Source organism: Polymorphospora rubra, from assembly GCF_018324255.1.
GTDB lineage: Bacteria > Actinomycetota > Actinomycetes > Mycobacteriales > Micromonosporaceae > Polymorphospora > Polymorphospora rubra.
Genome location: NZ_AP023359.1, coordinates 2,440,315 through 2,465,704 on the forward strand (window position 1 = coordinate 2,440,315; position 25,390 = coordinate 2,465,704).

Here is a 25,390-nt window from a genome sequence, read left to right on the forward strand (position 1 = left end):
ATGATGATCGAAAGGGCAAGACAATGAGCGAGTACAGCGACCCGAGCCTCGACCTCGAAGAGCCCACCACCGACACCGAGGGCTTCGGCTCGGAGACCGACACGGGGCAGGAGCCGCTGTCCTACGAGCCCAACTCCATCGTGATCCAGAACGTCGACGGTTCGACCGAGACCATCACCGACACCGACGGCGACGGCGTCGCCGACATGGTGACGCAGGACTTCGACGGCGACGGGAACGCGGACGCGATCCTGGTCGACACCGACGGTGACGGCCACCTGGACACGATCCTGCGTGACTACGACGACAACGGCACCATCGACGCGGTCGGTATCGACAGCAACGCCGACGGGCTGATCGACATCGTCGGCACCGACACCAACGCCGACGGGTACGTCGACACGGTGGTCGCCGACACCAACTTCAACGGCACCCCGGACATGGTCGTGCAGGACACCAACTTCGACGGCCGGGTCGACCTGATCGCCACCGACGCCAACGAGAACGGTGTGACCGACCAGGTCATCCGCGACACCAACAACGACGGCGTCGCCGACCAGGTCAACTACATCGACCCGACCACCAACCCCTACGCGGCCAGCTGAACGACGTCCTGACGCGGCGCAGGAGCCGGTGGGCCGACCAGGCTCACCGGCTCTTCCGCTGAAGAAAGTCGGTCATCCGGCGGCGCTTCTCCTCGTCCTCGAAGAGCACCGCCTGACCGACCAGGTCGACGTGCGGGTGGGCGGCCGGTGGGGCGTCGACGGCGAGTTTGGTCAGCCGCAACGCCAGCGTCGAGCCTTTCGCGATCTCGTCGAGCAGGCCGTGCGCGGCGGCGAGCAGTTCGCCGGGCTCCTCGACGACCAGGTTGACCAGGCCGATCCGGGCCGCCTCCTCGGCACCCACCCGCCGGCCGGTGAAGAGCATCTCCTTGGCCCGGGCTTCGCCGACCAGGGCCGGCAACCGGTGGGTCGCCCCGGCACCGGCCAGGATCCCCAGCCGCACCTCGGGCTGACCGAAGAACGCCCGGGCCGTACAGACCCGCAGATCGCAGGCGTACGCCAGCTCGGCGCCACCGCCCAGTGCCGGCCCGTCGACGGCGGCGACGGTCGGCAGGGGCAGGGCCCGGATCCGGGCGAAGACACCGGCGTTGATCGCCGCGAGCGCGTCCAGCCGGCCCCGTTCGCGCAGCTGGGCGATGTCGGCGCCGCCCGCGAAGATCCCGTCGGCACCACCGGTCAGCAACAGCAGCTTCGGATCCCGCTCCAGCCGGGCGCAGACCTCGTGCAGCGCGTCGACCATGTCGGCGTCGATGGCGTTGCGCTTCTCGGGCCGGTCGAGGGTGACCACGACCCGGTCGGCCCGTTCGTCCACGGCGACACTCACGCCCGCCTCCCGTTCTCCCAGTGGTAGAAGCCCTGGCCGGTCTTCTTCCCCAGCCGACCGGCGGCGACCATTTCCACCAGCAGCGGTGGCGGGGCGAACCGGTCGCCGTACGCCTGCTGGAGGGTGCGCGCGATGTCCAGCCGTACGTCGAGTCCGACGAGGTCGGTGAGTTCGAGGGGGCCGACCGGGTGCCGGTAGCCGAGCACCATCGCCTTGTCGATGTCCGCGGGGCTGGCAACCCCGTCGGCGACCATCCGGATCGCCTCCAGGCCGAGCGCGACGCCGAGCCGGGAGGTGGCGAAGCCGGGCAGGTCACGTACGACGACGGGGTCCTTGCCGAGCCGGCCGGCGAGCGCGACGGCAACCGCGGTGGTCTCGTCGGCGGTGGCCGGGCCGACCACGATCTCCAGCAGCGCCATCGCCCAGACCGGGTTGAAGAAGTGCAGTCCGGCGAAGCGTTCCGGCCGGTCGAGCCCGTCGGCGAGGCTGCCGATGGAGATGCTGGACGTGTTGCTGGCCAGCAGCGCGGGCTGCCGGGCCTCGGCGGCGGCGAGCACCGACCGTTTGAGGTCGGGACGTTCGGGCACGGCCTCGACGATCACGTCCGGTCCGTCGGCCACCTCTGCCAGGTCGCCGCGCAGCAGCACCCGGGTACGGCTGGCGTCCGCCTGCGCCGCCGTGAGCTTGCCGCGCTCGACCGCGCGCTGCCACAGCCCGTCGAGCTTCTCCATGGCCGCGTCGGCGCGGTCCCGGTCGACCTCGACGAGTTCGACGTGGAAGCCGGCGCCGGCGGCGACGTAGGCGATGCCGAGCCCCATGGTGCCGGCGCCGACGACGACAAAACGATCGTTCATGGCAGCGACCCTATGCAGCCCGGGTCGCGTACGCCAGGACGGGGCCCTAGCGTGAACGGGTATCCGTACACCTGAAGCCCCTCTGATGGAGGTCCGTTGATGACTGAACCGCAGGAAGTCGTCGAGACGCGCGGCGACGAGCGCATCGAACTGTTGGCGGCGGACACCAACAACGACGGCAAGGCCGACGTCTGGGTGGTGGACACCGACGGCGACGGCAAGGCGGACCTCTTCCAGTTCGACACCGACGGCGACGGCAAGGTCGACATCACCATGGTCGACATCGACGAGGACGGCACGCCCGAAGAGGTGGTCGACGGCGACGGCGGCCACCCTCCGGTGACGGTCTGACGCCCGCCGCGTGACCGGGCCGGCCCGCGGCGGCCGGCCCGGGTCACGCCGCGCCGAGAATGCTGAGGGCCACCCACGCCACGGCCAGGACGAGCACCGCCAACCCGACCGCCGCGCCAATCCGCCGGCCCGGCCCCTGGGTCGGCCCCGGCGCCACCGCCTCCGGGTGGCCGAGCCCGCGCAGGTGGTCGCGTCGGGTCAGCACCTCGTCGTGCCAGCGGTCGAGGTCGCTCCCGGCCTCGGACCGCCGGTCCGGGTACGGCGGCGCAGCACCGGGTACGGCGGCAGCGGCCCGGCTGAGTTCGACGGCCAGCCGGGCCTGAGCGTGCTGCAACCGGCGTACCGCCCGACGGGCCGGCCGCCCCGCCCGCTGGTACGCGTGCCGCCGGGCGTCGGCGCGTAGGTGTCCCAGGCCCAGCGCGCGCAGCTCGCCGGGGGTGGCGATCCGCGGGTCGCCGAGCGCGGCGAGCTGCGCCGTGTAGTAGTCGGCCTCACGGTGTCGGGCCACCCGGACCACCAGCAGGATCAGCGCCAGGGACGGCACGCCCTTGGCGAGCAGCACCAGCAGCAGCCCGAAGCCACCGGCGCCCGGCCCGTCGGCGAGCAGCGGCGAGTTCCACAGGAAATGGCAGGCCCACGCGCCGGCCAGGGCCAGCCCGGCCATCGCGGTGCGGGCCGGGCGGGACCGGTCCCGACGGACGACGGCGTAGCCGATCCCGGCGCCGGCCAGCGCGCCGAACAGCGTGTGGCTCCACAGCCCGGCCAGAAAGCCACGGACGAAGAAGGTGGCCACCACCGGGGTTACCTCGTCGTCGCCGCCGGCGATGACGACCGCGTTCACGGCGTAGATGACGTCTTCGACCACCTGGAAGCCGAGGCCGACCAGGGCGCCGTAGACGACCCCGTCGAGGACGCTGTTGACCTGGGCCCGGGCCACGAGCACGATCGCGACCACACCGAGGGTCTTCACCACCTCTTCGACGGTCGGGCCGGCGACGGCCGCGCCCCAGGCGGCGGTGAACTCGGTCGAGTGCAGCTTGGCCAGCAGGTTCTGAAGGGCGCCGCTGCCGGGAATGGCCGCGCTGGTGGCCACCAGGCCGCCCCACGCGAACGCGGCGGCGAGCAGCACCGGCGGTTCGCGTTCGAAGAAGTCCAGGGCCCGTACGCAGATCCAGAACGGTACGGCGTAGAGCGCGAACAGCCCGACGGCGACCGAGGTCGCGACCGGATGCTCGACGAACGCCGCCCACAGCAGGGTGCCGATCCGGACCAGGCCGGCCAGCAGCAGAACCGCCAGCAGCCAGAAGGCCGGCAGCGGCAGGGCCTGGCGGATGTCGAAACCGGACGGTGCGGGGTGGACGGACGTGCCGCCCCGGCCGGCCGCCGACGCGGCGGTCACGCGACGTCCACGACGGTGATCGACCGGGTGCTGGCCTCGACGGCGGCGGCCAGGCCACCGAACTCGGGATGGCTGCCGGCGACTGTCACCTCGATGGACAGGCCGCCGGTGAGGAAGACCGTGTAGCGGCCGCCCCGCCCGGGTGCCATGTAGCCGCCCTGGATGCCGTGCAGGCCGCCGGCGGTGGAGACGCCGAGCTGGGTGCCGGTGATCTGGTAGCCCCGTCCCTCGGTGATCTTGCGTTCGAGTCGTTCGGCGGCGGCGGCGAGATCGCCGTCGAACGGGGTCACGACGATGGCGTAGCGGACCGGGCCGATGATGAACAGGACCGTGCCACGCTCTCCGGACGGCCGGGTCTGGGTGACGTCGACCATGGCCCCGGGCGGCGGTACGACGGTGACGCCGGCCCCGACCGGATAGGGCACGCCGGCGGCGACCGGACGTACGGCGGGAATGGCCCGGTCGATCGCGGGCAGTCCCACGGTGACGATGCCGAGCGCGCCCAGGATGCCCAGGCTGCCGGCGAGGTTACGCAGCAGTCCCCGCGCCACCTTCATACATTGACGCTAGCGCCTGTCAGCCTGGATCCGGAGAGAAGTGTCCGCCAGGATACGAAGGAACGTGTCCGCAGGACCCGAGAGGCAGTGTCCGCAGGACCCGAGAGGCAGCTGTCCGGCAGGACACGGGGCGGCCGGCGGTCCGGATCAAGTCGATCATGGCTGATCGTGCCACCATGTGGACATGACGACGTCTCCCGGCTCCGACCTGCCGCCGAGCCGTCGGGAGCGCCGTAAGCAGGAGACCCGTTCGGCGCTGGAGGAGGCGGCCCTCGCACTGTTCGCCGCCAAGGGCTACGAGCAGACCACGGTCGAGGAGATCGCCGAGGCGGCCGGGGTCGCCGTACGCACCTTCTTCCGGTACTTCTCGTCCAAACAGCACGTGCTCTTCGGCGACGTCGCCCACCAGCGGCTGGCCCGGCTGCGCACCGAGCTCGCCGCCACGGCGGTCGACCAGCCGCCGCTGGAGGCCGTCGCGGCGGTGCTCGACGCCCTCGACCTGGACGCGGCCGAGCAGCGCGAGATCACCCGGCGGATCCGGTTGATGGACGAGCAGCCGTCGCTGATCGGCATCTATCTCACGCTGATGAACGACCTGCGGCAGGTGGTCGTCGACTTCGTCGCCGAACGCAGCGGCCTGCCGCCGCGTCACCCGTACCCGCTTCTGGTGGCGGGCGCGGCCGTCACGTCGTGGGACGTCGCGCTGTGCGCCGGCACCGCCGGTGGCCAGGCAGCCGCCGCCGAGCCCGCCGACGTCGGGCCGGTCGGTCCGGCGTCGCGGATCCGCCGGGCCGCGTTCGCGGCGCTGACCGCCGGTATCCCGACGTCACCGCCGCCGGTCTGACCGCCGGCTCAGCCCTGCAGACGCAGCGTGGCCAGGTAGTACGGCGCGTCGGCGGTGTCGACGTCGACCAGCCGCCACCGGGTGCCGTGCACCAGTTCGGCCAGTTCGTCCGGGGTGCAGACCAGATAGTCGAACCAGGGTGTGCTCAGTTCCCGGTAGCGGATCCGCAGCCGCAACTGCCCGCCGAACCGGCCCCGGGCGCGGTTGGCCTCGTGGTAGGAGGTGTGCACCGGGTCGCTGGTGCCGTACGGGTTCGTGCCGTGCGCGATCACCTGCGCGCCGGGGCGGGCCATGGCGGCCAGCGCGGCGAGGAAGGCGGGCGCCCGCTCCCGCCCCTCCAGCAGGCCGAGGTTGTTGCCGAGCAGCAGGAACGTGTCGTAGCGGCGGCCGTCGCGGGCGTGCTCGTCGACGGTGCCGTGCACCAGGTCGCGTACACCGCGCTTCCGGCACACGGCCAGTGCTCCCGTGGAGGTGTCCAGACCGGTGACCGGAACACCGCGGTCCTGCAGCCGCAGGGCGATCCGGCCACCGCCGACCCCGATGTCGAGCGTCTCGCCGTGAACCCGGTCGACCGCCCGGTGGTCGTACGGCTGCCACTGCGACGGCTCGGCCAGGTAGTGGGCGGCCGGCGCGCCGTTGATCAGCCCGTCGTCGCGCTCGATGACCTCGATGACGGGCCGGGGCAGCCGGCCGCCGACCAGCGGGCGAGGTCCGATGCCGGTGGCCACCGCCAGCGCGTCGCGGACGAGCTCACCGAACGCGTCGCCGATCGTCGGCTCACCCTTCACCGGGTTGACACTACCGACGGGACGGGCGATCGACGGGACGTACCCTTGCTGTTGTGACCGATCTCGAAAGCCTCGGGAACGAGAAGTACGTCCTGCTGACCACGTTCCGCAGGGACGGCCGGGCGGTGCCGACGCCAGTGTGGGCGGTGCGGGACGGCGACAGCCTCGCCGTCTGGACGGTCGCCGACTCGGGCAAGGTGAAGCGGATCCGGCGCAGCGGCGAGGCCACCGTCGCCGCCTGTGACGTCCGGGGAAAACCGCACAGTGCGGCGGTGTCCGCCCGGGCGAGCCTGATCGACCCGGCCAGCACCGAACGGGTACGTGGCCTGCTCAGGAAGAAGTACGGGATCTTCGGTCAACTGGTCATGCTCGGCAGCCGGATCCGGCGGGGGCGCAGGGCACGGTGGGGATCCGGATCGTGCTGGTCGACTGAGGTCGGCGGAGCCGCGGCGCGGGATCGGTCCGTCATCCGACACGGAGAAGGGGCGGGACCCGCATCTTCCCCGTGCGGGTTCCGCCCCTTACCGACGATCGATCGACCGAGCTTCAGTCGCCCTGGCGTTGCTGGGGGATCTGGCCTTGCAGCAGGGCGCGAACCTCCGACTCGCGGTAGCGACGGTGGCCGCCCAACGTGCGGATTGCGCTGAGCTTGCCCGCCTTCGCCCACCGGGTCACGGTCTTCGGGTCGACACGGAACATCGACGCGACCTCGGCCGGTGTGAGTAGCGGCTCTGGTTCATGCGTACGCGACGCCATCGGTCACTCCTCCACAGGTACCTAAGAACATCGGCCGGGGTCCCGCCGGCCGACGCGTATCCCATGGTCCGGCTAGTCCCCGATGTCCGACATGGGCCGAACGGCCGAAGGTCCCTGGATAGACGGACGAACAATGACCGATTTATCCAAATTTTATATACCAGAAACCGCCTTATTGGGACACTTGCTCACCCTTGGTAGCGTACTCACTACGAGTGATCCTCACCTTGGGAGCGCTCTCATGGTGGATGATTCGGATATTTGCCGTTAGTTGCGCCGCTCTCTGAGCTGGACGTCCCGCCATCGCGCGACCAACGTCTCGTACGCCTTCGTGGCTGCCTCACTGTTGCCCCGGGACAACCCGGCGAGCCCCGTCGCGACCAGCCGGGGCGAGTCGTCGGCCTCCAGCGTCTCGTCGTCGAGCAGGTCGACCAGCCCGCCGTAGTCGAGTTCGACGACCGAACGCGGGTGGAACTCCTCCAGCCACCGGGCGCCCTCCTCCACCGCCTGGGTGATCGGCGCGTCGCCCACCGACTTGCGCAACACCGACAGCCCCCGGGACGCCCGCCGCCGGGCCTTCGATATCTCGGTGCGATAGCGCAGCGCCCGACCCCCCGGCCGCAGTGTCAACTCGCGCTCCTCGGCGTCGATGAAGACGAACCAGCGCAACGGGACACCCCAGGTGGCGATCTGCTCGTGCACCCGCGGCACACCGTGCTCGAGCACCCGGGCACCGCTACGCCAGTCGTCGATCACCGCCTTGGCCTGTCCGGCCAGGATCGGCGGGACGAACGCGTCGGCCAGCACCGACGGCACACCGTCGCGGGCGCTGAGCGCGGCCTCCGCCACCCGCACCCGCAGGTTCCACGGGCAGACGAGCAGGGTGTCGTCGGTTTCCAGCACGTACGCCTCTTCGGGCAGGTCGGGCAGCCTGGTCCAGCCGGCACCGAGCGCCTCGATCACCGCCGTACGCTGCCGCACCGGTCCTTCCAGCGGCGCGACCGCCCGCCCCTCCCTGACGTACCGGCGCCAGAAGACCTGTCGTTCCCGATCGAAGGCAGTCAACGGCTCGTAGACCCGGAGATATGAAGCGAAGAGCGACGGCACGGCGCGATCCTCCCACGAAACGGAACTTCGCTGCCGACAGCACCACCGATCGGTTCGAATGGCCCGGGGCGCCTGGCGGGCCCTTCCGACCGGGCCTAGGCTCGGCGGCACCGGCAACACCCCGCCGGGCACCACCCCAGGTCCGTGCCCCACAAGGGCACACACCGTCACCAGGAGCAACCATGGGCGTATTCCACAGTACCGGCGGCCAGGATCCGGCCGGGCACGAGCAGGTCGTCTTCTGCCAGGACCGGCACACCGGCCTCAAGGCGATAATCGGCATCTACTCCACCGCGCTCGGCCCTGCGCTGGGCGGCACACGTTTCTACCCGTATCCCTCTGAAGAGGCGGCGCTGAGCGACGTGCTCGACCTGTCGCGCGGGATGGCTTACAAGAACGCACTCGCCGGCCTCGACCTGGGCGGCGGCAAGGGTGTCATCTGGGGCGACCCGGAGCTGGGCAAGTCCGAGGCGCTGCTGCGCGCGTACGGCCGGTTCGTGCAGTCCCTCAATGGCCGCTACTACACCGCCTGTGACGTCGGCACGTACGTCGCCGACATGGACGTGATCGCCCGGGAGACCCGCTTCGTCACCGGGCGGAGCGTCGAGCACGGCGGTGCCGGCGACTCGTCGGTCCTGACCGCCTGGGGCGTCTTCCAGGGCATGCGGGCCGCCGCGGAGCACGTGTGGGGCAGCCCGACGCTGGCCGGCCGCCGGGTCGGCGTGGCCGGGCTCGGCAAGGTCGGCAAGCACCTGACCGCCCACCTTCTCGACGACGGCGCGTCGGTCGTGGCGACCGACGTCAACGAGTCCGCGCTGCGCTGGGCGCGCGAGACGTACCCACAGGTCGACCTCGTCGCGGACACCGCGGCGCTGATCGCCGCCGACATCGACGTGTACGCCCCGTGCGCGCTCGGTGGCGCGCTCGACGACGACACCGTGGCGACGCTGCGGGCGAAGGTGGTCACCGGCGGCGCGAACAACCAGCTCGCCCATCCCGGAATCGACAAGATGCTCGCCGACCGGGGCATCCTCTACACGCCCGACTACGTGGTGAACGCGGGCGGGGTGATCCAGGTCGCCGACGAGATCGAGGGGTTCAACTTCGAACGGGCGAAGCTGCGGGCCACCCGGATCTTCGACACCACCCGGGAGATCCTCCGGCTGGCCGACGCCGAGGGGGTGCCGCCGGCGGCGGCGGCCGACCGGCTCGCGGAGCGCCGGATGGCCGAGGTGGGCCGGCTGCGTACGATCCACCTGTCCTGACCGTCGTGGGAGCGGCCGGAACGCGGTCCGGTCACGACTGACTTCCCATGCCGCTCCTTACGGGTCGAAATCAGGCGCACCGTGGTCATCAGCGATGACGCGCGGAGACTCCGGTAGGTAACCCGAGGTGCCGAACCCGGCCATCCCCATGTACCGTAAGAGCCACGAGAGATGCCTGACGTCATCGGGGCCCGCCTTCGGGCTGCCCCGAATTCTGTGCGAGGGGGTCGAGCCATGGGGCGCGGCCGTGCTAAGGCCAAGCAGACGAAGGTGGCCCGGGAGTTGAAGTACCACTCCCCGAACACCGACCTCACTGCACTGCAGCGTGAACTGGCGGGCAGTGGGAAGTCTGACCGCGACTTCGACGACGACTACAAAGAGTATGTCGACGACGATGACGAGGACGACACGGACGACGACCGTAACTGGTCGCCGCCGGCCCGCTGATCTCCGGTCGCATCTGAGCACGCGGTAACGCCCGCGTGCTCACGTATGTCCGTGGGCACAGCAGGTTCGTCCAGCCCGGTCCGACAGGGTCGAGGGCTTGCCACGGTGGGCGTACCCGCCCAGACCGTGACAAGCCCTCGTGCGGCTGCACTGGAAGCGTCTGACGAACCGACTCAGCGAGGCCGGTTGTTCCAGTTGTAGAACGTCGGAATGTTCTCGAAGTGGTTCCACGCGCAGACCGCGCTGGAATCCTCCGAGTCGCCCGGTCCGGCCACCTCGGCACGCCGTACGCGCGCTTCCTCCGCCTCGTGCAGCAGAGCGGTCAGCCCCGCCCGGGTTCCGTGTACCCGTTCGGCGACCGGGTCGAGAGCATCGTCCTCGACGTGGTCAGGCTGCCGAACGCTCGTGGTCTCGGGCATGGTCCAACACTCCCTCCAGTAGACGGATCTTGCTGTTGCGGCAGTGGTTGGTCTGCGTACCGTCGAAACGCCCGAGCTCGAAGAATCGGTTGGCAGCGTGGGCGCCTCCGCAGAACCCGAAATAGGGACAACTGGACCGACAGGCCTCCACCCCGTCGAGAAACTCCCGGATCCAGCCCAGCCGGTCCGCCGCCGCCAGCATCTCCGGCAGCGGCGTCGTCAGAACGTTGCCGCTGGTGAAGTCGCCGTAGCGGGGGTCGGAGAACCCGGCCAGTTCGGGCGAGAGCAGCACCACCGAGCCGTCGTACCCGATGGTGGGGATCGGGTCGAGCTGACGCGGCAGAACGGCGTCGGCGGTGCCGTCGAGCACCGCGGCGACGTACCGCAGCGACCACTCAACCTCCCGCAGGTGGATCCGCGGGTCACCCCGCCATGCGGTGACCAGTTCGGACCAGAAGGTGCGTACCGCCGCGTCGGGATGATCGTTCGCACGGAGGTTCACCCCCTCGGTCTCCTCGATGTTGATGCCGAGCACCTCACAACCGAGGTCGAGGAAGTAGTCGTACAGTTCGGCGGCCAGGCCCGGCGTGGGCCGGGTGACCACGCAGAGCGCCGAGAACGGGATGTCGTGCCGGCGCAGCGCCTCGACACCGCGCCGGATCCGGTCGTACGACGGCCGGCCGCCCCGCGTCACCCGGTCGGCGTTGCGCTCCCGTGGCCCGTCGACGCTCACGCTGACCCGGATCCCGTGCGTGGTGAAGAACTCGCACCACGCGTCGTCGATCAGGGTCGCGTTGGTCTGGACATGGTGTTCGACGGCCGGGCCGAACGGCCGGAGCAGGTCGGCGAAGTGTTCCCGACCGGCGGCCAGCGGTTCCCCGCCGTGCCAGACGACGGAGAACCGGCCTTCCCGCGACCACTCGTTGACCGGGCCGGCGACCGCGGCGGCGACCGCCGGCGACATCTTCCGGTCGTCGGCGCGGAACGGCAGGTAGCAGTAGGCGCAGTCGAGATTGCACAAGGTGGTCGGCTGCATCACCACGTACGTCGGAACCGTGGCGATGCCGCGCATGCCGGTGAATGTCTGCCGTTGGCCGGTCACGATCCCTCCTCCCGCCTGAGGCGCACCTCAGGCTAGGTGGAGATGGCCGGCCAGGTGAACCCCTGGGCGGCTATCCGGCCGGTCATCGATCGATGGTCGCCTCAGCCCCGGGTGTGGTGGCCGATCATCTGCACCGTTCCGGTGCCCTCGATGATCTCTCCGGCCTGCCAGGCGTCGAGTCCACGACCGGCCAGCAGCGCCAGCGCGCGGTCGGCGTCCTCGGCCGACACGATGGCGAACATGCCGATGCCCATGTTGAACGTCGACTCCATCTCCGGGTCCTCGATGCGCCCCTTGGCCTGCACCAGGTCGAAGATCGGCTGCGGCTTCCAGGTGGACCGGTTGACCACGGCGTCGACGTGCTCGGGAAGGATGCGCACGAGGTTGCCGGGAATGCCGCCGCCGGTCACGTGAGCCAGGGCGCGCACCTCGCACTCCTCGATCAGCTTGAGGCAGTCCTGCGCGTAGATCTTGGTCGGGGTGAGCAGCTCCTCGCCCAGCGTGCGCTGCGGGCCGAAGTCGTCGATCACCGTGTCGAGCCGCATCCGCCCGGCACCGAGCAGGACGTGGCGCACCAGCGAGAACCCGTTGGAGTGCAGACCGGACGACCGCATGGCGATGACCACGTCACCGACCTCGACCCGGTCCCGGCCGAGGATCTCGCTCTCCTCCACCACGCCGACCCCGGTCGCGGAGACGTCGTACTCGTCGGGGCGCAGCACGCCCGGGTGTTCGGCGGTCTCGCCGCCGAGCAGGGCGCAGCCCGCGTAGCGGCAGCCGTCGGCGATGCCCGCGCCGATCTCGGCCACCTTGTCCGGTACGACCTCGCCGCAGGCTATGTAGTCGAGCAGGAACAACGGCTCGGCACCGCAGGCCACCAGGTCGTCGACGACCATCGCGACGAGGTCGATGCCGACGGTGTCGTGGATGTCGAGCTGCTGGGCAATGACCAGCTTCGTGCCCACGCCGTCGGTCGACGACGCCAGGATCGGGTTCTGGTACTTCTGCGTGTTGAGCCGGAAGAGCCCGGCGAACCCGCCGAGATCGCCCATCACCTCGGGGCGCATCGTGCGCTTGACCTTCGACTTCAGCAGCTCGACGGCGCGGTCCCCGGCGTGGATCGAAACCCCCGCGTCCGCGTACGTCACGGTGCGCTTGCGGCCGGTACGGCCGGCTCCGGCGGTCCAGACCTGCTTGTCGCCGCCGTCGGCGCCACCGGTCGGGCCGTTTCCTACGCCGCCGCGCTCAGTCACGTGCGTCACGGTTCTTCCCCTCAGTGCTTCTCGCGGCGAACCGCGTCGGGTGCCTGTCGAGGATCACTCGACCTGTGTTCTCACCGGTCCGGACGGCAGTTGGCCGGGCCGGTCACGTCCTACGGACGATGCGGTGCCTCACCGCCGCCGGGCACGGCGACGAGTGGCAGTGTGCCGGGACGGTCCGTCCCGGGGTCTTCGTCGTACGCTCCGCCGGCCGGCTGCGGGTCGGCATCGCCGGCCACCCGGCGACCCACACCTTCGAGGACGTGCTTGCCGATCAGGTTGCCCGCGGGCAGCTCGATCGGGTACTCGCCGTCGAAGCAGGCCCGGCACAGCCGGGTCTTCGGCTGCTCGGTCGCCGCGATCAGGCCGGTCAGCGAGACGTAGCCGAGCGTGTCGGCGCCGATCGACCGCCGGATGCCCTCGTTGTCGAGCCCGTTGGCCAGCAGCTCCGCCCGCGTGGCGAAGTCGATGCCGTAGAAACACGGCCAGTTGACCGGCGGCGACGAGATGCGAACGTGCACCTCCAGGGCCCCGGCCTCGCGCAGCATCCGGACGATCGCCCGCTGGGTGTTGCCCCGCACGATCGAGTCGTCGACCACGACCACCCGCTTGCCGCGGACGTTGTCGCGCAGCGGGTTGAGCTTGAGCCGGATGCCGAGCTGACGCAGCGTCTGGGACGGCTGGATGAAGGTTCGCCCGACGTACGGGTTCTTCATCAGGCCGGCGCCGTAGGTGATGCCGGACCCCTCGGCGTAGCCGATCGCGGCGGGCGTACCCGACTCCGGTACCGGGATGACCAGGTCGGCCTCGACCGGGTGTTCCTTGGCCAACTGGCGGCCGATCGCCACCCGTGCGGAGTAGACGTTGCGGCCCGCGATCGTGGTGTCCGGCCGGGCGATGTAGACGTATTCGAACAGGCAGCCCTTGGGCTCCGGCGCGGCGAACCGGGCCGAGCGCAGACCGTGCTCGTCGATCGCGATCAGCTCACCGGGCTCGATCTCGCGGACCACGCTCGCGCCCACGATGTCGAGTGCCGAGGTCTCGCTCGCGACCACCCAGCCGCGCTCCATCCGGCCGAGCACGAGCGGCCGGACGCCGTACGGGTCACGGGCGGCGTAGAGGGTGTTGTCGTCCATGAAGACGAGGCTGAAGGCCCCGCGCAGGGTCGGCAGCACCTCCAGCGCGGCCGCCTCGACCGACAGGTCGGGCCGGCTGGCCAGCAGCATCGTCATCAGCGCGGTGTCGGTGGTCGAGCCGTCGGAGTCCAGGCCCCGTTGGGCGGCCTCGACGGCGAGCCGGGCGGTGTTGACCAGGTTGCCGTTGTGGGCCAGCGCGATCGTGGTGCCGGCGGCGTTGGACCGGATCGTCGGCTGGGCGTTCTCCCAGGTCGAGCCGCCGGTCGTGGAGTAGCGGGTGTGTCCGATCGCCAGGTGGCCACGCAGGCTCGCCAGCGTGGGTTCGTCGAACACCTGGGCGACCAGGCCGAGGTCCTTGTAGACCACGATCCCCGAGCCGTCACTGACGGCCATGCCGGCCGCCTCCTGGCCACGGTGCTGCAACGCGTATAGGCCGAAATAGGTGAGTTTGGCGATCTCCTCACCCGGCGCCCAGACCCCGAATACGCCGCACTCGTCCTGCGGGCCGGGCTTTTGGGGGTCGAGGTCCTGAGTCAACCGGCCGTCGCCTCGGGGCACCTGCCGCTCCCTCTCGAAAAGCTGGTGAGCTGTGTCCGGGATACCGTCGCCAGACAGTGTACGCGAGCCAGCAGCGATGACAGACAGCTACGAATCAACTCCCGTCTGCTATGATGCTCGCCACGGTTTCACCCATCAGACCGGGAAATACCCGGAGATATCAGCACGACTACCGCTCACCCGCACCCTTCCGTCCGCCGTCGCATCGACCCACGCCAATCGACCGGTGGCCAGGCAGACCCAGGTGACCGGATCGGTTTCGACCACGTTCGGCGGAGTTCCCCGGGTGTGCCGGGGGCCTGCACCGCACTGAACTGCACCGTAAGGTGGGACCCGCACCTCCACCGATCGGCCCGGTGCGGATCTCGACAGCTCGGACAGGAGCGCACGGACGGCATCACGGAGCGCCGCTTTCTCCGGCGGGCGCCCGGCTTCGATGGCCGCCAGAACCGCCGCGACCGCTGCGGACTTAAAGTGCGGAGAGGACACGACGGGACGATACGACCCGTCGCCGGAGCACATCATGCTGCCCCTGGGTCGCGCTGATCCCGTCAGACAAGGCATAGTGGCCGACGGTGTATTCGTGCGGGACGAGCCGGACCGGAAGGCGGTGGACGTGAGAACACACCGACGAGCCTGGATGCTGCGGGCGGGTGTGGTCGTGGCGTTGGCCACCAGCGCCCTCATCGCCGTACCTGCCTCACCTGCCCTGGCCGAGCCACCAGACGTCGGGGTGTCCCCCGGATCGGTGAATCTGCAGGCCGGCAGCGACGCCTCCGTCACGGTCCGGATAACCACCAAGCTGCCCGAGGACACCAGCGTCAGCGTAAGCGTCACCGGCCTGCCCGGCGGGGTGACCTGCGCGAGTGGCTGCGGCGACGTCCCGGTCACACCGGAGACGGGCAAGAACCACCCGCTGACGCTCAAGGCCGCCGCCAACGCGGCAGCCGCCAACGCCAACGTCACGGTCACCGTCCAGACGTCGTCGAACTCGAACAGCGCGTCGTTCTCGCTCCGGGTCACCGCCCCGACACCGGCGCAGCGGCCGACGGTCCGCGAGGTGTCGGGCACGGTCACCGACCAGACCACCGGCAACCCGGTCGCCGGCGCGACCGTTGCGATCGCCGACACGCAGAACAACCGCTACGACACGGTCACCGGCGAGAACGGCCGCTTCCGCTTCGCCGGCTCGGCCCAGAACCCGATCGCTCCGGGCAGCATCGAACTCGGCGCCAGCAAGGACGGCGCCATCAAGACCATCACGATCAACGGCTCGGCCAACCAGTCGGTGACCAACCAGCGGCTCGCCCTCGCGCTCGCGGCGTCGCCGTCGCCCAGCGCCAGCCCGTCCGACGAGACGAGCGCCGAACCGACCCCGAGCGGTGAGATCGAGGCGACCGACCAGCCCGGCGCCGTGCCGACGCCTCAGGCGGCCTCCAACGACAGTTCCGGCGGACTGGGCTCGTGGGCCCTGATCATCGGTGGTGGCCTGCTGGTCGCCCTGGGCGTCGGCGCGATCGTGCTGCTTCTCGTGCGCCGTAAGGAGAACGAGACCGAGGACGACGCCGAGGACGGTGCCGCCGGTCGTGGTGGCCGGGCGGCCCGGGCCGCCACCGTCGGCGCCGGTGCGGCCGGATACGGCGCGATGGACGACGCGACCCGGATCACGCCCCGGGCCGGTGCCGGCCCCGACGCCACCATGGTCAGCCGTCCCTCGTTGGGCGACCAGCCGACCATGCTTCAGGGCCGACCGGTCGTCGACGAGTTCCCCGACCCGTACGGCGCTCCGCTGCCGACCGCCCAGGACAAGCAGAACTGGGGCAACGACTACGACGGCGGCCAGGCCACCCAGGCCGGCTACGGCGGCGGCTACGGCACCGCCCCGGCTTCGGGCGCCGGCTACGGCAGTGCCCCCTCCTCCGGTGCGGGCTACGGCAACGCTCCGGCCTCCGGCGCCGGTTACGGAACCGCGCCGGCCTCGGGCGCCGGCTATGGCAACGCGCCCGCCTCGGGCGCCGGCTACGGAACCGCGCCCGCTTCAGGCGCGGGGTACGGCAACGCCCCCTCCTCCGGCAGCGGCTACGGCAACTCTCCGGGCTCCGGTGCCGGCTACGGCAGCCGGGACTACGGCAGCCCGACGGACCGGCCGGGGCGGGTGGCGGCTACGGCGAACGCTACGACGAGCCGACCGGACGCTACGAGCCCGGTGCCGGCAACACCGGCAACGCCGTCGCCGGCGGCTACGCTCCCCCGGTCGACCCGTACGACTCGGACTCCTCCTCCCCGTCCCCCACTTACGGGCAGGGGCAGGGTCGCGGTTACGGCCAGGACCAGGGCTACCGGCAGTCGTCGGGCCAGGAGTACGGCGGCCGGGGCGGCGGCGACTACGAGCCGACCGGCGGTTACGACCGGGGCAACCGCTACGACGCTCCCAACACGGGCGGCGGTTACGGCGCGGGCCAGCAGGACTACCGCCCCGCCCCGGGCGACGGATATGACCAGACCGGTGGTTACGACCGGGGCGGTTACGACCAGCGCGGCGGCCACGACTCCCGCGGCGGCCACGACTCCCGTGGTGGCTACGACCAGCGCGGCGGTTACGACCGTGGCGGCTACGACCAGCCGGCCGGCGGCTACGACCGTGGTGGCTACGACCAGCAGACCGGCGCCTATGACCAGCGCGGCGGATACGACCAGCGCGGCGGGGGCGGTGGTTACGACCGCCTGCCGGAGCAGCGGGGCGGCTACGACCAGCGCGGCGGATACGACCAGCCGCCGGGTGACTACCCGCCCGACCGGGGCGGCCAGGGCGACCCCCGGCGCGGCGGCCCGCAGCAGGGCCGGCCGGACCGCGGCTCGCTGGACTGGCTGGACGGCTGATCTCCGCAGGGCAACCGCGGGCCGCCGCATTCGTCAGCGCGCAGTGAACGCGTCCGTCAGCCCGCGGTGAAGACGCCGTTACGCAGCACCGGCACCACCGTCGAGACATCCATCTCGACGGCGATCTCGACGTCCGCCGAGTAGCCACGTTCGTGCAGTTCGCGCCCTGAGACGCAGCCGCGCACGGCGGCCGGCACGTCAGGCATGCTGGCCAACGCGGCCAGCGCCACCGCGGCCTCGACCGACAACCCGCCCGGCACCGTCGCCAGTGCGTCGAGCACCACGGCCGCCCCGAGCTGGTCCTCGACGCCGGGGCGCAGGGTCAGGTCGGGCCACCGTTCGCCGGCCGCGACGACGCCGACCGGAGCGTCGACCGAGCCGTACCCGTGCTCGGTGAGCCAGCGCCCGACGGCGGGTGCGTTGCGCAGGCAGCCGGCGACCACCGGGATGCCGGTGGTCGCGGCGGCGGCGCAGATGGCCGAGCCGTTCGGCGACGGCAGGACCAGGTCCGGTACGACGGGCGCGTCCCGCAGCGCCGCCGGTGACAGCGACCACGGATGGGCGTCGTCGACCGAGTCCCTACCGACGGCGACAGCGGCACCGATCCGGGTCGCATACTCGGCGGCCTGGTCGTTCCAGGGGAACGGGTGCACCCGCATACCCCGGGAAACCGCGACCTCGACCGACGTGGTGAACGACAGGACGTCGACGACGACCAGGGCCGCGCAGACGCGTCCCAGTTCGGCGGCGCCGGCGAGGCCCCAGTCGAACCGTGCCCCGCTGCCCGGTTGGGCGAACAGCACCAGGGTCAGGGCGTGTCGGTTGGCCCGGCCGGGGCTGCGGTCCCGGGGTCGCCGGTTTCGGACGTCTGGGCGGGAGCCGTGCTGTCGACCGTTCCGGCGACCACGGCCGCGGCCGGTGGCGCACCTGAAACCGCCGGCTCGGCAGGGCCACTTGCGACGTCGGCGGGCGTAGGCCCGACCGCCGGCTCGGCGGGCGCCGCGTCCTCGGTCACGCCGCCGAAGAGCCGGGGCAGGGTCGCCGTGTACGCCGCCCGCAACTCGTCGAACCCGATCGCGAACTGGCCCTGGATGTCGATACCGTCCTGGTCGGCGCGGGTGACCCCGAGCGCCGTCACCGGTACGCCGTATTCGACGCAGAGACCGGCGAAGGCCTTCTCGTGGCCCCGCCGGACCGCGACGAGGGCGCGTCCGGCCGACTCGCTGAAGAGGTAGACGAACGGCATCGAGCCGCCGCCGAACTCCTCGGGCAGGACGATCCGGGCACCGACCCCGTGCCGCAGCGACGACTCGACCAGGGCCTGCGCGAGGCCGCCGTCGGAGAGGTCGTGCGCGGAGCTGAGGTGACCGACCCGGGCGGCCTCGGCGAGCAGGTCGGCGAGCAGCTTCTCCTGGGCCAGGTCGACCCGGGGCGGTACGCCACCGAGGTGCTCGTGGGCCACCCAGGCCCACTCGGAGCCGGACAGCTCCAGGCGGGTCTCACCGAGGAGGAAGATCGCGTCGCCGTCGGGGTGGGTGGGCCGGGAGAAGCCCATCGGCACCCGCTGCGCCACGTCGTCGAGCACCCCGAGCACCCCGACGACCGGGGTGGGGTGGATGGCGACCGAGCCGGTCTGGTTGTAGAAGCTGACGTTGCCGCCGGTGACCGGGATGCCGAGTTCGGCACAGCCGTCGGCCAGGCCGCGTACGGCCTCGGCGAACTGCCACATCACGCCCGGGTCCTCCGGCGAGCCGAAGTTGAGGCAGTTGGTGACCGCGATCGGACGGGCGCCGGTGACGGCCACGTTGCGGTAGGACTCGGCGAGCGCGAGCCGGGCGCCCTGGTAGGGGTCGAGCCGGGCGTAGCGTCCGTTGCCGTCGACGGAGAGCGCCACACCGAGTCCGGACTGCTCGTCGATCCGGATGACGCCGGAGTCTTCGGGCTGGGCGAGCACGGTGTTGCCGAGGACGTAACGGTCGTACTGCTCGGTCACCCAGGTCCTGTCACAGAGGTTGGGCGACGCGATCATGCGCAGTACGGTCTCCCGCAGCGCGTCGGGGTTGGCCGGGCGCGGCAGCGTCTCGGCGCGGTCGGCCTGGATCAGGATCAGGTCCGACGGCTCGCGCATCGGCCGGGCGTAGACTGGGCCGTCGTCGGCGAGCGAACCCGGCGGTACGTCGACGACGGTGTGGCCGTTCCACGTGATCAGCAGACGGCCGGGCTGCCCGTCGGGGGACGCCGGGGTGACCTCGCCGATCGCGGTGGCGAGTACGCCCCACTTGTCGGCGGTCTTGAGCACCGCCTCCAGCCTGTCGGGGGCGACGATGAGCAGCATCCGCTCCTGGGACTCGCTGGCCAGGATCTCCTGCGGCTCCATCGACTGCTCGCGCAGCGGTACCCGCTCCAGCCAGACCCGCATGCCGGTGCCGGCCGCGGCGGCCGTCTCGGTCAGCGCGCAGGTCAGCCCGGCACCGCCGAGGTCCTGGATGCCGACGACGAGCTGCGCGTCGTAGAGCTCCAGGCAGGCTTCGATCAGCAGCTTCTCGGTGAACGGGTCACCGACCTGGACCGACGGGCGACGCTTGGCGCTGCCGGCGTCGAAGGTGGCGCTGGCCAGTACGGACACGCCGCCGATGCCGTCCCGGCCGGTCTTGGCGCCCATCAGGACAACGATGTTGCCGGCGCCGGCGGCCGCCTTGTTCTGCAGACGGTCGGCGGGGAGCACCCCCAGGCAGAGCGCGTTGACCAGCGGGTTGCCCTGGTAGCAGGGGTCGAAGACCACCTCACCACCGATGTTCGGCAGGCCGAGGCTGTTGCCGTAGCCGCCGACCCCGGCGACCACGCCGGGCAGCACCCGGGCGGTGTCCTCGTGGTCGGCCGCGCCGAACCGCAGCGGGTCCATGACCGCCACCGGGCGGGCGCCCATGGCCAGGATGTCGCGGACGATGCCGCCGACTCCGGTGGCCGCGCCCTGGTAGGGCTCGACGAAGCTCGGGTGGTTGTGCGATTCGACCTTGAAGGTGACGGCCAGGTTGTCGGAGATCCGGATCACGCCGGCGTTCTCCCCGATGCCGGCGAGCAGCCGGTCGCTGGGCGGTGCCTTCTCGCTGAACTGGCGCAGGTGGACCTTGCTCGACTTGTAGGAGCAGTGCTCGCTCCACATGATCGAGTACATGGCCAGCTCGGACTGGGTCGGACGGCGGCCCAGGATCTGGCGGATCCGGTCGTATTCGTCGTCGCGCAGGCCGAGTTCGGCGTACGGCTGGGGCACCTCGGGGGTGCCGGTGGCCGCCTCGACTGTGTCCGGGCCGTCGACGGGTGATGCCGCGTCCGGCCGGACGTCTGGCTGGGTGGTCATGCAGGTGCTCCCGCGAGGTGCTTGAGGATCGAGGTGAAGAAGCCCAGCCCGTCGAGGGACGGACCGGTCAGTGCCTCGACCGCGTGCTCCGGGTGGGGCATGAGACCGACCACGTTGCCGGCCGCGTTGGTGATGCCGGCGATGTCGCGCAGCGAGCCGTTGGGGTTGCCGCCCACGTAGCGGGCGACGACGCGGCCGGTCGCCTCGAGTTCGTCGAGGGTGCGCTCGTCGGCGACGTAGCAGCCTTCGCCGTTCTTGACCGGGATCAGGATCTCCTGGCCGGCGGCGAACGTGTTGGTCCAGGCGGTGGCCGGCGACTCGATCCGCAGAACCTGGTCGCGGTTGCGGAAGTGCAGGTGCTGGTTGCGGGTGAGGGCGCCGGGCAGCAGGTGGGCCTCGCAGAGAATCTGGAAGCCGTTGCAGATGCCGAGCACCGGCAGACCGCCGGCCGCGGCGGCGGCGATGCTCTCCATCACCGGAGCGAAGCGGGCGATGGCGCCGCACCGCAGGTAGTCGCCGTACGAGAAGCCGCCGGGCAGCACCACCGCGTCGACGCCGTGCAGGTCGGGGTCGGCGTGCCAGAGACGTACGGCCTCGCCACCGGCGAGGCGTACGGCCCGGGCGGCGTCGCCGTCGTCGAGTGACCCGGGGAAGGTCACCACACCAACGCGTGCTGTCACGGTCGGACTTCCTCGGTTTCGGCCAGCCGGACCTCGAAGTCTTCGATCACCGGGTTGGCGAGCAGTTTGTCGGCGATCTCACGGGCCCGGTCGAGGTCCGCCTCGCCGACGAACTCGATCTCGATGCGCCGGCCGATGCGCACGGAGGAGACGTCGTCGACCCCGAGGCGAGGGAGGGCGTTTACGACCGCCTGACCCTGGGGATCGAGAATCTCCGGCTTGAGCATGACGTCGACCACGACGCGAGCCACTGGGCACTCCTGACTGTGTACGCAGTTGGGTGCCGACCCCAATGGGGCGAGCGGAGCCAGCCTACCTGGTAGATGGACCGGTCGACGCACCGCCCGGCGGCGTGGACGGGCCGGCGGAGGCGGCTCGTGGCCTGCGGCGGGGCAGGCACAACCGGACATTGTTCGCACCTGGGTGGGCCGGCACCCGGACGGCCCCGGCGGAGCGCCGTCCGCCGGGGCCCACAGCAGGGATTTCGTCAGATCAACGAACTGACGGCGGTGACGGCGGTCACGACGGCGAGGATGGCGCACACCCCGGCGGCGACGTAACTCACCAACGACAGCCGGATCCTCTTGAGCAGCCAGCGGCCGAGCAGGACGGCGAGTCCGGACACGGTGGCCAGCGCCGCCCAGGAGCCGAAGAAGACCGGGACGGCGGGCTGCCCGCTGGCCACCAGGCCGGCGACGAGCAACTGCGACAGGTCGCCCCATTCGGCGGTGAACAGGACGAGGAAGCTGGCGCCGAAGGCCCGCCAGCCCCGCTTCCCCTCGCCGACCTTGCTCGCGAAGGCCTGCTCCTGCTCGGCACCCTCGGCGTCGGCCCGCCGTGCCCCACGCAGCAGCAGCACCGCGCCGACCGCGAAGAGTCCCGCCGAGACCAGCGCCACCGGCGCCTGCGGCAACTGGGCGAGCAGGCTGCCGGCCGCCACCGCGACCAGGCACTGCACGCCGAAGGCGGCCACCACGCCGAGCCACACCGGCAGCGGCGGATAGCGGGTGGTGAGCACCAGGGTGGCGACGAACGTCTTGTCCGGCAGTTCGACCGGCGCGATGAGCACGAACGCGGTCAGCGCGACGAGAACGTATTCCAACGGAGGTTTCCTTCCCGGCCGGACCGGGAGCGGGATGCCCTCGACCCGGCCATACGGCCTGGGTCGAAGGTCTCGCCCACCGCACCGGGTCGGGTGCGGTCCACGTGGCCGGGCGCCGGGCGCCAGTGTGTCGACCGCGTGATTGGGGGCTACTCCCCTTCGCTGGTGGGGAGCGTATCCCACCGGGGCAGCGCAGCCCACCAGGGCCATAACATCATGGTATGTCGATTCGAACATTGTGGATGGGTGGCGAACACCCCTAGCGTGTCCGTCGTAAGGATCAGACCCCCGAACCACTGATCCAGCTCGACAGAGCCGTACGGCGGACCGGACCGTCCCCGTACGGCGGCTCACCCCGACCCGGCCGACCCCCGCCGGGCAAACCCCCTCGGAAGGAGCCCGTCCATGCGCGCACGCCTAGCCCTGGCAACGCTGGCCACCGCCCTCGTCGGCGTGGTGGCCGCCCCGTCGGTCGCCACGGCCGCCCCCGCCGGCCCGGACCCGATCATCGGTGGCGGCACCGTCTCGTCCGCCCCGTGGGCCGCCGCCGTCTTCAGCAACGGCTCGTTCACCTGCTCCGGCTCGGTCATCGCCGCGAACTGGGTGCTCACCGCCCGGCACTGCGTCAGCGGCACCATGTCGGTGCGGATCGGCAGCGTCAACCGCACGTCCGGCGGCGTGACCCGCAGCGTCACCGCCTCCTACGGTCAGTACGACCTCGCGTTGCTGCGCCTGAACAGCCCGGTCACCAGCGGGGCCGTCACGCTGTCCAACAGCTACCCGCCGGTCAACTCCACCAACACCATCTACGGCTGGGGCATGACCTGCTACAGCGGCTGCTCGGCGTCGACCGTTCTCAAGACCGCGTCGGTGCGGGTGACCAGCACCAGCGCCACCGACGCGTACGGTGGACGCGCGATCCGGAGCACCCGGATCAACGGCAACGCCTGGCGCGGCGACTCCGGTGGCCCGCAGTTCTACAACGGCGCCCAGGTCGGTGTCGCCTCGACCGCCGACGGCGTCAACATCCAGAACTACGGCAGCGTCGCGTACAACCGCGCCTGGATCACCTCGGTGGCCGGCGTCTGACGACCTGTCCCGCGTGCGGCGCGGATGCTCGGATGACCCGGGCGTCCGCGCCGCACCGTTTCGCAGACTGCGATCAGCTGAACAGAACCTCGCTATTGGGATACATCCGACATGCCTAGCATCGCAGCATGATGGTGGTTACCACGGATTCACTACCCGGTTACGAGGTACGGCACGTCATCGGCCAGGTGATCGTCTCGGTGCCGCGTACCCGCAACCCGTTCTCGGAAGGCGTGAAGACCCTTCGTGGCAACTTCCTCCACCCCAGGGCGTCGGACCACCTCCAGCGCTGGCGCGTCAGCGCGCTGACGAAACTCGGCGCCTCGGCCGAACTCATGGGCGCCAACGCCGTACTCGCGATGCGGTTCGAACACCGCGAGGTCGGCCTGATGTGGATGGAGATGTGCGCGTACGGCACCGCCGTCGTCGTCGCCCGCCTACCGCACGACCCCGGTCCGGTCGACCGCTGGGAACGCGAGGGGCGCGGGCCGGACGTGGACGACGACGAGGAGGACACCGCGCCGATCGAGGGGCTGCCGGTCCGCGAGGGCTGACCCCGCGGTTGCCCGGCCGGGCGGCCGGGTCAACCGCTCAGCCGGGTCGGCGGACCGGCCGGATCAGAGGATCGGTGCCGGGTCGTACGCCGCCGCGTCGGGGTGCGCGGCGACCACCGCCGCGACCCGGTCCGCGACCGCCCGCACCTGGGCGGCGGCCGCTCCGACGAAGGCACCCCGGTCGGCCACCAGCGCGTCGATCTCGGCCCGGCCGAGGCCGAGCCGGCCGTCCGCGGCGAGCCGGTCGAAGAGGTCGTTCTCGGCGATCCCCTTCTCCCGCATCGCCAGCGCCACCGCGACCGCATGCTCCTTGATCACCTCGTGGGCGACCTCGCGCCCGACCCCGCGCCGGACGGCCGCCACCAGGATCCGGGTCGTGGCCAGGAACGGCAGGTAGCGGTCGAGTTCCCGGGCGATCACCGCCGGGTACGCCCCGAACTCGTCGAGCACGGTCAGGAAGGTCTGGAAGAGACCGTCGGCGGCGAAGAACGCGTCGGGCAACGCCACCCGGCGGACCACGGAGCAGGAGACGTCACCCTCGTTCCACTGGTCCCCGGCCAGTTCGCCGACCATCGACAGGTAACCGCGCAGGATCACCGCGAAACCGTTGACCCGCTCGCTGGACCGGGTGTTCATCTTGTGCGGCATCGCACTCGACCCGACCTGGCCGGGCTTGAAGCCCTCGGTCGCCAGCTCCTGGCCGACCATCAGCCGGATGGTGAGGGCCAGCGACGACGGCGCCGCGGCCGTCTGGGCGAGGGCGGCGACCACGTCGAAGTCGAGCGACCGCGGATAGACCTGGCCGACGCTGTCGAGCACCCGGCTGAACCCGAGGTGCGCGGCGACCCGGCGCTCCAGTTCGGCCGCCCGCTCCGCGTCGCCGTCGAAGAGGTCGAGTTGGTCGGCGGCGGTGCCGACCGGGCCCTTGATGCCCCGCAGCGGATAGCGACCGAGCAGGTCCTCGATCCGCTCGTACGCGATCAGGAGCTCCTCCGCCGCCGACGCGAACCGCTTGCCGAGGGTGGTGGCCTGGGCGGCGACGTTGTGGGAGCGCCCGGCGAGCACCAGGTCGGAGTGCTCGACCGCGAGCCGGGCCAGCCGGGCCAGGGTGGCGACGACCCGGTCGCGTACCAGCTCCAGCGAGGCGCGGACCTGAAGCTGCTCGACGTTCTCGGTCAGGTCGCGCGAGGTCATGCCCTTGTGCACGTGCTCGTGCCCGGCCAGCGCGCTGAACTCCTCGATCCGCGCCTTCACGTCGTGCCGGGTCAGCCGCTCGCGGGCGGCGATCGACTCGAGGTCGACGTCGTCGACCACGGCCTCGTACGCCTCGACCACGCCGTCGGGCAGTTCGAGCCCGAGGTCCCGCTGTGCCCGGAGTACGGCCAGCCAGAGCCGCCGCTCCATCCGGATCTTCTCCTCCGGCGACCAGAGCCGGACGAGTTCGGGCGAGGCGTAGCGGCCGGCGAGAACGTTGGGCACCTGCGGTTTCGTCACGTACC

General features: G+C 71.3%; 26 protein-coding genes and 1 pseudogene. 9 read left to right on the top strand and 18 right to left on the bottom strand.

What is annotated here, in order from left to right; all coding sequences use genetic code 11:
* Nucleotides 1-23 precede the first annotated feature (23 nt).
* Nucleotides 24-605: a hypothetical protein gene (locus Prubr_RS11285; RefSeq protein WP_212824672.1), complete on the top strand. Its 582-nt coding sequence runs from the start codon at nucleotides 24-26 to the stop codon at nucleotides 603-605.
* Between the two features lie 43 nt (nucleotides 606-648).
* On the opposite strand, the gene Prubr_RS11290 is transcribed toward Prubr_RS11285, so the two are convergent.
* Both Prubr_RS11290 and Prubr_RS11295 read right to left on the bottom strand, forming a co-directional pair.
* Entirely contained in the window at nucleotides 649-1,407 is a 759-nt protein-coding gene (locus Prubr_RS11290) for an enoyl-CoA hydratase/isomerase family protein (RefSeq protein WP_212827884.1), read from the bottom strand.
* Complete coding sequence (locus tag Prubr_RS11295; RefSeq protein WP_212824674.1) at nucleotides 1,383-2,240, bottom strand: 3-hydroxyacyl-CoA dehydrogenase family protein; 858 nt, start codon at nucleotides 2,238-2,240, stop codon at nucleotides 1,383-1,385. The genes Prubr_RS11290 and Prubr_RS11295 overlap by 25 nt, the downstream gene beginning before the upstream one ends.
* Nucleotides 2,241-2,339: 99 nt before the next feature.
* On the opposite strand from Prubr_RS11295, the gene Prubr_RS11300 reads away from it, so the two are divergent.
* Complete coding sequence (locus Prubr_RS11300) at nucleotides 2,340-2,591, top strand: hypothetical protein (protein ID WP_212824676.1); 252 nt, start codon at nucleotides 2,340-2,342, stop codon at nucleotides 2,589-2,591.
* A 43-nt stretch (nucleotides 2,592-2,634) separates the two neighbouring features.
* On the opposite strand, the gene Prubr_RS11305 is transcribed toward Prubr_RS11300, so the two are convergent.
* Both Prubr_RS11305 and Prubr_RS11310 read right to left on the bottom strand, forming a co-directional pair.
* Entirely contained in the window at nucleotides 2,635-3,990 is a 1,356-nt protein-coding gene (locus tag Prubr_RS11305; RefSeq protein ID WP_246568564.1) for a PrsW family intramembrane metalloprotease, read from the bottom strand.
* Nucleotides 3,987-4,547, bottom strand: a complete 561-nt coding sequence (locus tag Prubr_RS11310) for a hypothetical protein (protein ID WP_212824678.1) — start codon at nucleotides 4,545-4,547, stop codon at nucleotides 3,987-3,989. The genes Prubr_RS11305 and Prubr_RS11310 overlap by 4 nt, the downstream gene beginning before the upstream one ends.
* A 184-nt stretch (nucleotides 4,548-4,731) precedes the next feature.
* Between Prubr_RS11310 and Prubr_RS11315 the strand changes: the two genes are divergently transcribed.
* Nucleotides 4,732-5,391, top strand: a complete 660-nt coding sequence (locus tag Prubr_RS11315; RefSeq protein WP_212824680.1) for a TetR family transcriptional regulator — start codon at nucleotides 4,732-4,734, stop codon at nucleotides 5,389-5,391.
* Nucleotides 5,392-5,399: 8 nt separating this feature from the next.
* Here Prubr_RS11315 and Prubr_RS11320 read toward each other — a convergent pair whose 3' ends face one another.
* Complete coding sequence (locus Prubr_RS11320) at nucleotides 5,400-6,179, bottom strand: class I SAM-dependent methyltransferase (protein ID WP_212824682.1); 780 nt, start codon at nucleotides 6,177-6,179, stop codon at nucleotides 5,400-5,402.
* A gap of 53 nt (nucleotides 6,180-6,232) precedes the next feature.
* On the opposite strand from Prubr_RS11320, the pseudogene Prubr_RS11325 reads away from it, so the two are divergent.
* Nucleotides 6,233-6,612 (top strand): annotated as a pseudogene (locus tag Prubr_RS11325) (PPOX class F420-dependent oxidoreductase).
* Between the two features lie 113 nt (nucleotides 6,613-6,725).
* Here Prubr_RS11325 and Prubr_RS11330 read toward each other — a convergent pair.
* Complete coding sequence (locus Prubr_RS11330; RefSeq protein ID WP_007073996.1) at nucleotides 6,726-6,935, bottom strand: BldC family transcriptional regulator; 210 nt, start codon at nucleotides 6,933-6,935, stop codon at nucleotides 6,726-6,728.
* A 267-nt stretch (nucleotides 6,936-7,202) separates the two neighbouring features.
* On the bottom strand, nucleotides 7,203-8,042 hold the full coding sequence (locus Prubr_RS11335) for a DUF8083 family protein (RefSeq protein WP_212824684.1): 840 nt from the start codon (nucleotides 8,040-8,042) through the stop codon (nucleotides 7,203-7,205).
* Between the two features lie 182 nt (nucleotides 8,043-8,224).
* Here Prubr_RS11335 and Prubr_RS11340 point away from each other — a divergent pair, with 182 nt between their 5' ends.
* Complete coding sequence (locus Prubr_RS11340; RefSeq protein WP_212824686.1) at nucleotides 8,225-9,307, top strand: Glu/Leu/Phe/Val family dehydrogenase; 1,083 nt, start codon at nucleotides 8,225-8,227, stop codon at nucleotides 9,305-9,307.
* A gap of 234 nt (nucleotides 9,308-9,541) precedes the next feature.
* Nucleotides 9,542-9,754 carry a DUF3073 domain-containing protein gene (locus Prubr_RS11345; RefSeq protein WP_212824688.1) on the top strand — a complete coding sequence of 71 codons (213 nt, stop codon included), beginning with the start codon at nucleotides 9,542-9,544 and terminating at the stop codon, nucleotides 9,752-9,754.
* Between the two features lie 173 nt (nucleotides 9,755-9,927).
* Here the strand turns inward: Prubr_RS11345 and amcA are convergent, their stop codons facing one another.
* The 5 genes from amcA to Prubr_RS11370 all read right to left on the bottom strand — a co-directional run bounded on the left by amcA (nucleotide 9,928) and on the right by Prubr_RS11370 (nucleotide 14,717).
* Nucleotides 9,928-10,173, bottom strand: a complete 246-nt coding sequence (gene amcA, locus Prubr_RS11350; protein WP_212824690.1) for a multiple cyclophane-containing RiPP AmcA — start codon at nucleotides 10,171-10,173, stop codon at nucleotides 9,928-9,930.
* Nucleotides 10,142-11,245: a cyclophane-forming radical SAM peptide maturase AmcB gene (gene amcB, locus Prubr_RS11355; protein WP_212827897.1), complete on the bottom strand. Its 1,104-nt coding sequence runs from the start codon at nucleotides 11,243-11,245 to the stop codon at nucleotides 10,142-10,144. The genes amcA and amcB overlap by 32 nt, the downstream gene beginning before the upstream one ends.
* 131 nt (nucleotides 11,246-11,376) lie before the next feature.
* The gene (gene purM / locus Prubr_RS11360; RefSeq protein ID WP_212824692.1) at nucleotides 11,377-12,537 is read right to left on the bottom strand and encodes a phosphoribosylformylglycinamidine cyclo-ligase; all 1,161 of its coding nucleotides are present in this window, start codon (nucleotides 12,535-12,537) and stop codon (nucleotides 11,377-11,379) included.
* 110 nt (nucleotides 12,538-12,647) lie between these two features.
* Nucleotides 12,648-14,228 (bottom strand): amidophosphoribosyltransferase, encoded by a 1,581-nt coding sequence (gene purF / locus Prubr_RS11365; protein ID WP_212824694.1) that lies wholly within the window; start codon nucleotides 14,226-14,228, stop codon nucleotides 12,648-12,650.
* 135 nt (nucleotides 14,229-14,363) lie between these two features.
* The gene (locus tag Prubr_RS11370; protein WP_425518004.1) at nucleotides 14,364-14,717 is read right to left on the bottom strand and encodes a sterol carrier family protein; all 354 of its coding nucleotides are present in this window, start codon (nucleotides 14,715-14,717) and stop codon (nucleotides 14,364-14,366) included.
* A gap of 127 nt (nucleotides 14,718-14,844) precedes the next feature.
* Here Prubr_RS11370 and Prubr_RS11375 point away from each other — a divergent pair, with 127 nt between their 5' ends.
* Complete coding sequence (locus tag Prubr_RS11375; protein ID WP_212824698.1) at nucleotides 14,845-17,178, top strand: peptidase associated/transthyretin-like domain-containing protein; 2,334 nt, start codon at nucleotides 14,845-14,847, stop codon at nucleotides 17,176-17,178.
* On the opposite strand, the gene Prubr_RS11380 is transcribed toward Prubr_RS11375, so the two are convergent.
* From Prubr_RS11380 to Prubr_RS11400, 5 genes are all read right to left on the bottom strand, one after another.
* Nucleotides 17,165-17,914, bottom strand: a complete 750-nt coding sequence (locus tag Prubr_RS11380; protein WP_212827899.1) for a 2-phosphosulfolactate phosphatase — start codon at nucleotides 17,912-17,914, stop codon at nucleotides 17,165-17,167. The two genes, Prubr_RS11375 and Prubr_RS11380, sit on opposite strands and share 14 nt — an antisense overlap.
* 2 nt (nucleotides 17,915-17,916) lie before the next feature.
* Nucleotides 17,917-20,466 (bottom strand): phosphoribosylformylglycinamidine synthase subunit PurL, encoded by a 2,550-nt coding sequence (gene purL / locus Prubr_RS11385; protein WP_212824700.1) that lies wholly within the window; start codon nucleotides 20,464-20,466, stop codon nucleotides 17,917-17,919.
* Nucleotides 20,463-21,146 (bottom strand): phosphoribosylformylglycinamidine synthase subunit PurQ, encoded by a 684-nt coding sequence (purQ, locus tag Prubr_RS11390; protein ID WP_212824702.1) that lies wholly within the window; start codon nucleotides 21,144-21,146, stop codon nucleotides 20,463-20,465. The genes purL and purQ overlap by 4 nt, the downstream gene beginning before the upstream one ends.
* Nucleotides 21,143-21,397: a phosphoribosylformylglycinamidine synthase subunit PurS gene (purS, locus tag Prubr_RS11395; RefSeq protein ID WP_212824705.1), complete on the bottom strand. Its 255-nt coding sequence runs from the start codon at nucleotides 21,395-21,397 to the stop codon at nucleotides 21,143-21,145. Before purS ends, purQ begins: the two co-directional genes overlap by 4 nt.
* Nucleotides 21,398-21,633: 236 nt before the next feature.
* Nucleotides 21,634-22,248, bottom strand: a complete 615-nt coding sequence (locus Prubr_RS11400; RefSeq protein WP_246568566.1) for a TMEM165/GDT1 family protein — start codon at nucleotides 22,246-22,248, stop codon at nucleotides 21,634-21,636.
* A 405-nt stretch (nucleotides 22,249-22,653) separates the two neighbouring features.
* Here Prubr_RS11400 and Prubr_RS11405 point away from each other — a divergent pair, with 405 nt between their 5' ends.
* Complete coding sequence (locus tag Prubr_RS11405; RefSeq protein WP_212824709.1) at nucleotides 22,654-23,337, top strand: S1 family peptidase; 684 nt, start codon at nucleotides 22,654-22,656, stop codon at nucleotides 23,335-23,337.
* Between the two features lie 128 nt (nucleotides 23,338-23,465).
* Entirely contained in the window at nucleotides 23,466-23,891 is a 426-nt protein-coding gene (locus tag Prubr_RS11410; RefSeq protein WP_212824711.1) for a heavy metal-binding domain-containing protein, read from the top strand.
* Between the two features lie 63 nt (nucleotides 23,892-23,954).
* Here the strand turns inward: Prubr_RS11410 and purB are convergent, their stop codons facing one another.
* Nucleotides 23,955-25,385: an adenylosuccinate lyase gene (gene purB, locus Prubr_RS11415; RefSeq protein ID WP_246568568.1), complete on the bottom strand. Its 1,431-nt coding sequence runs from the start codon at nucleotides 25,383-25,385 to the stop codon at nucleotides 23,955-23,957.
* Nucleotides 25,386-25,390 lie beyond the last annotated feature (5 nt).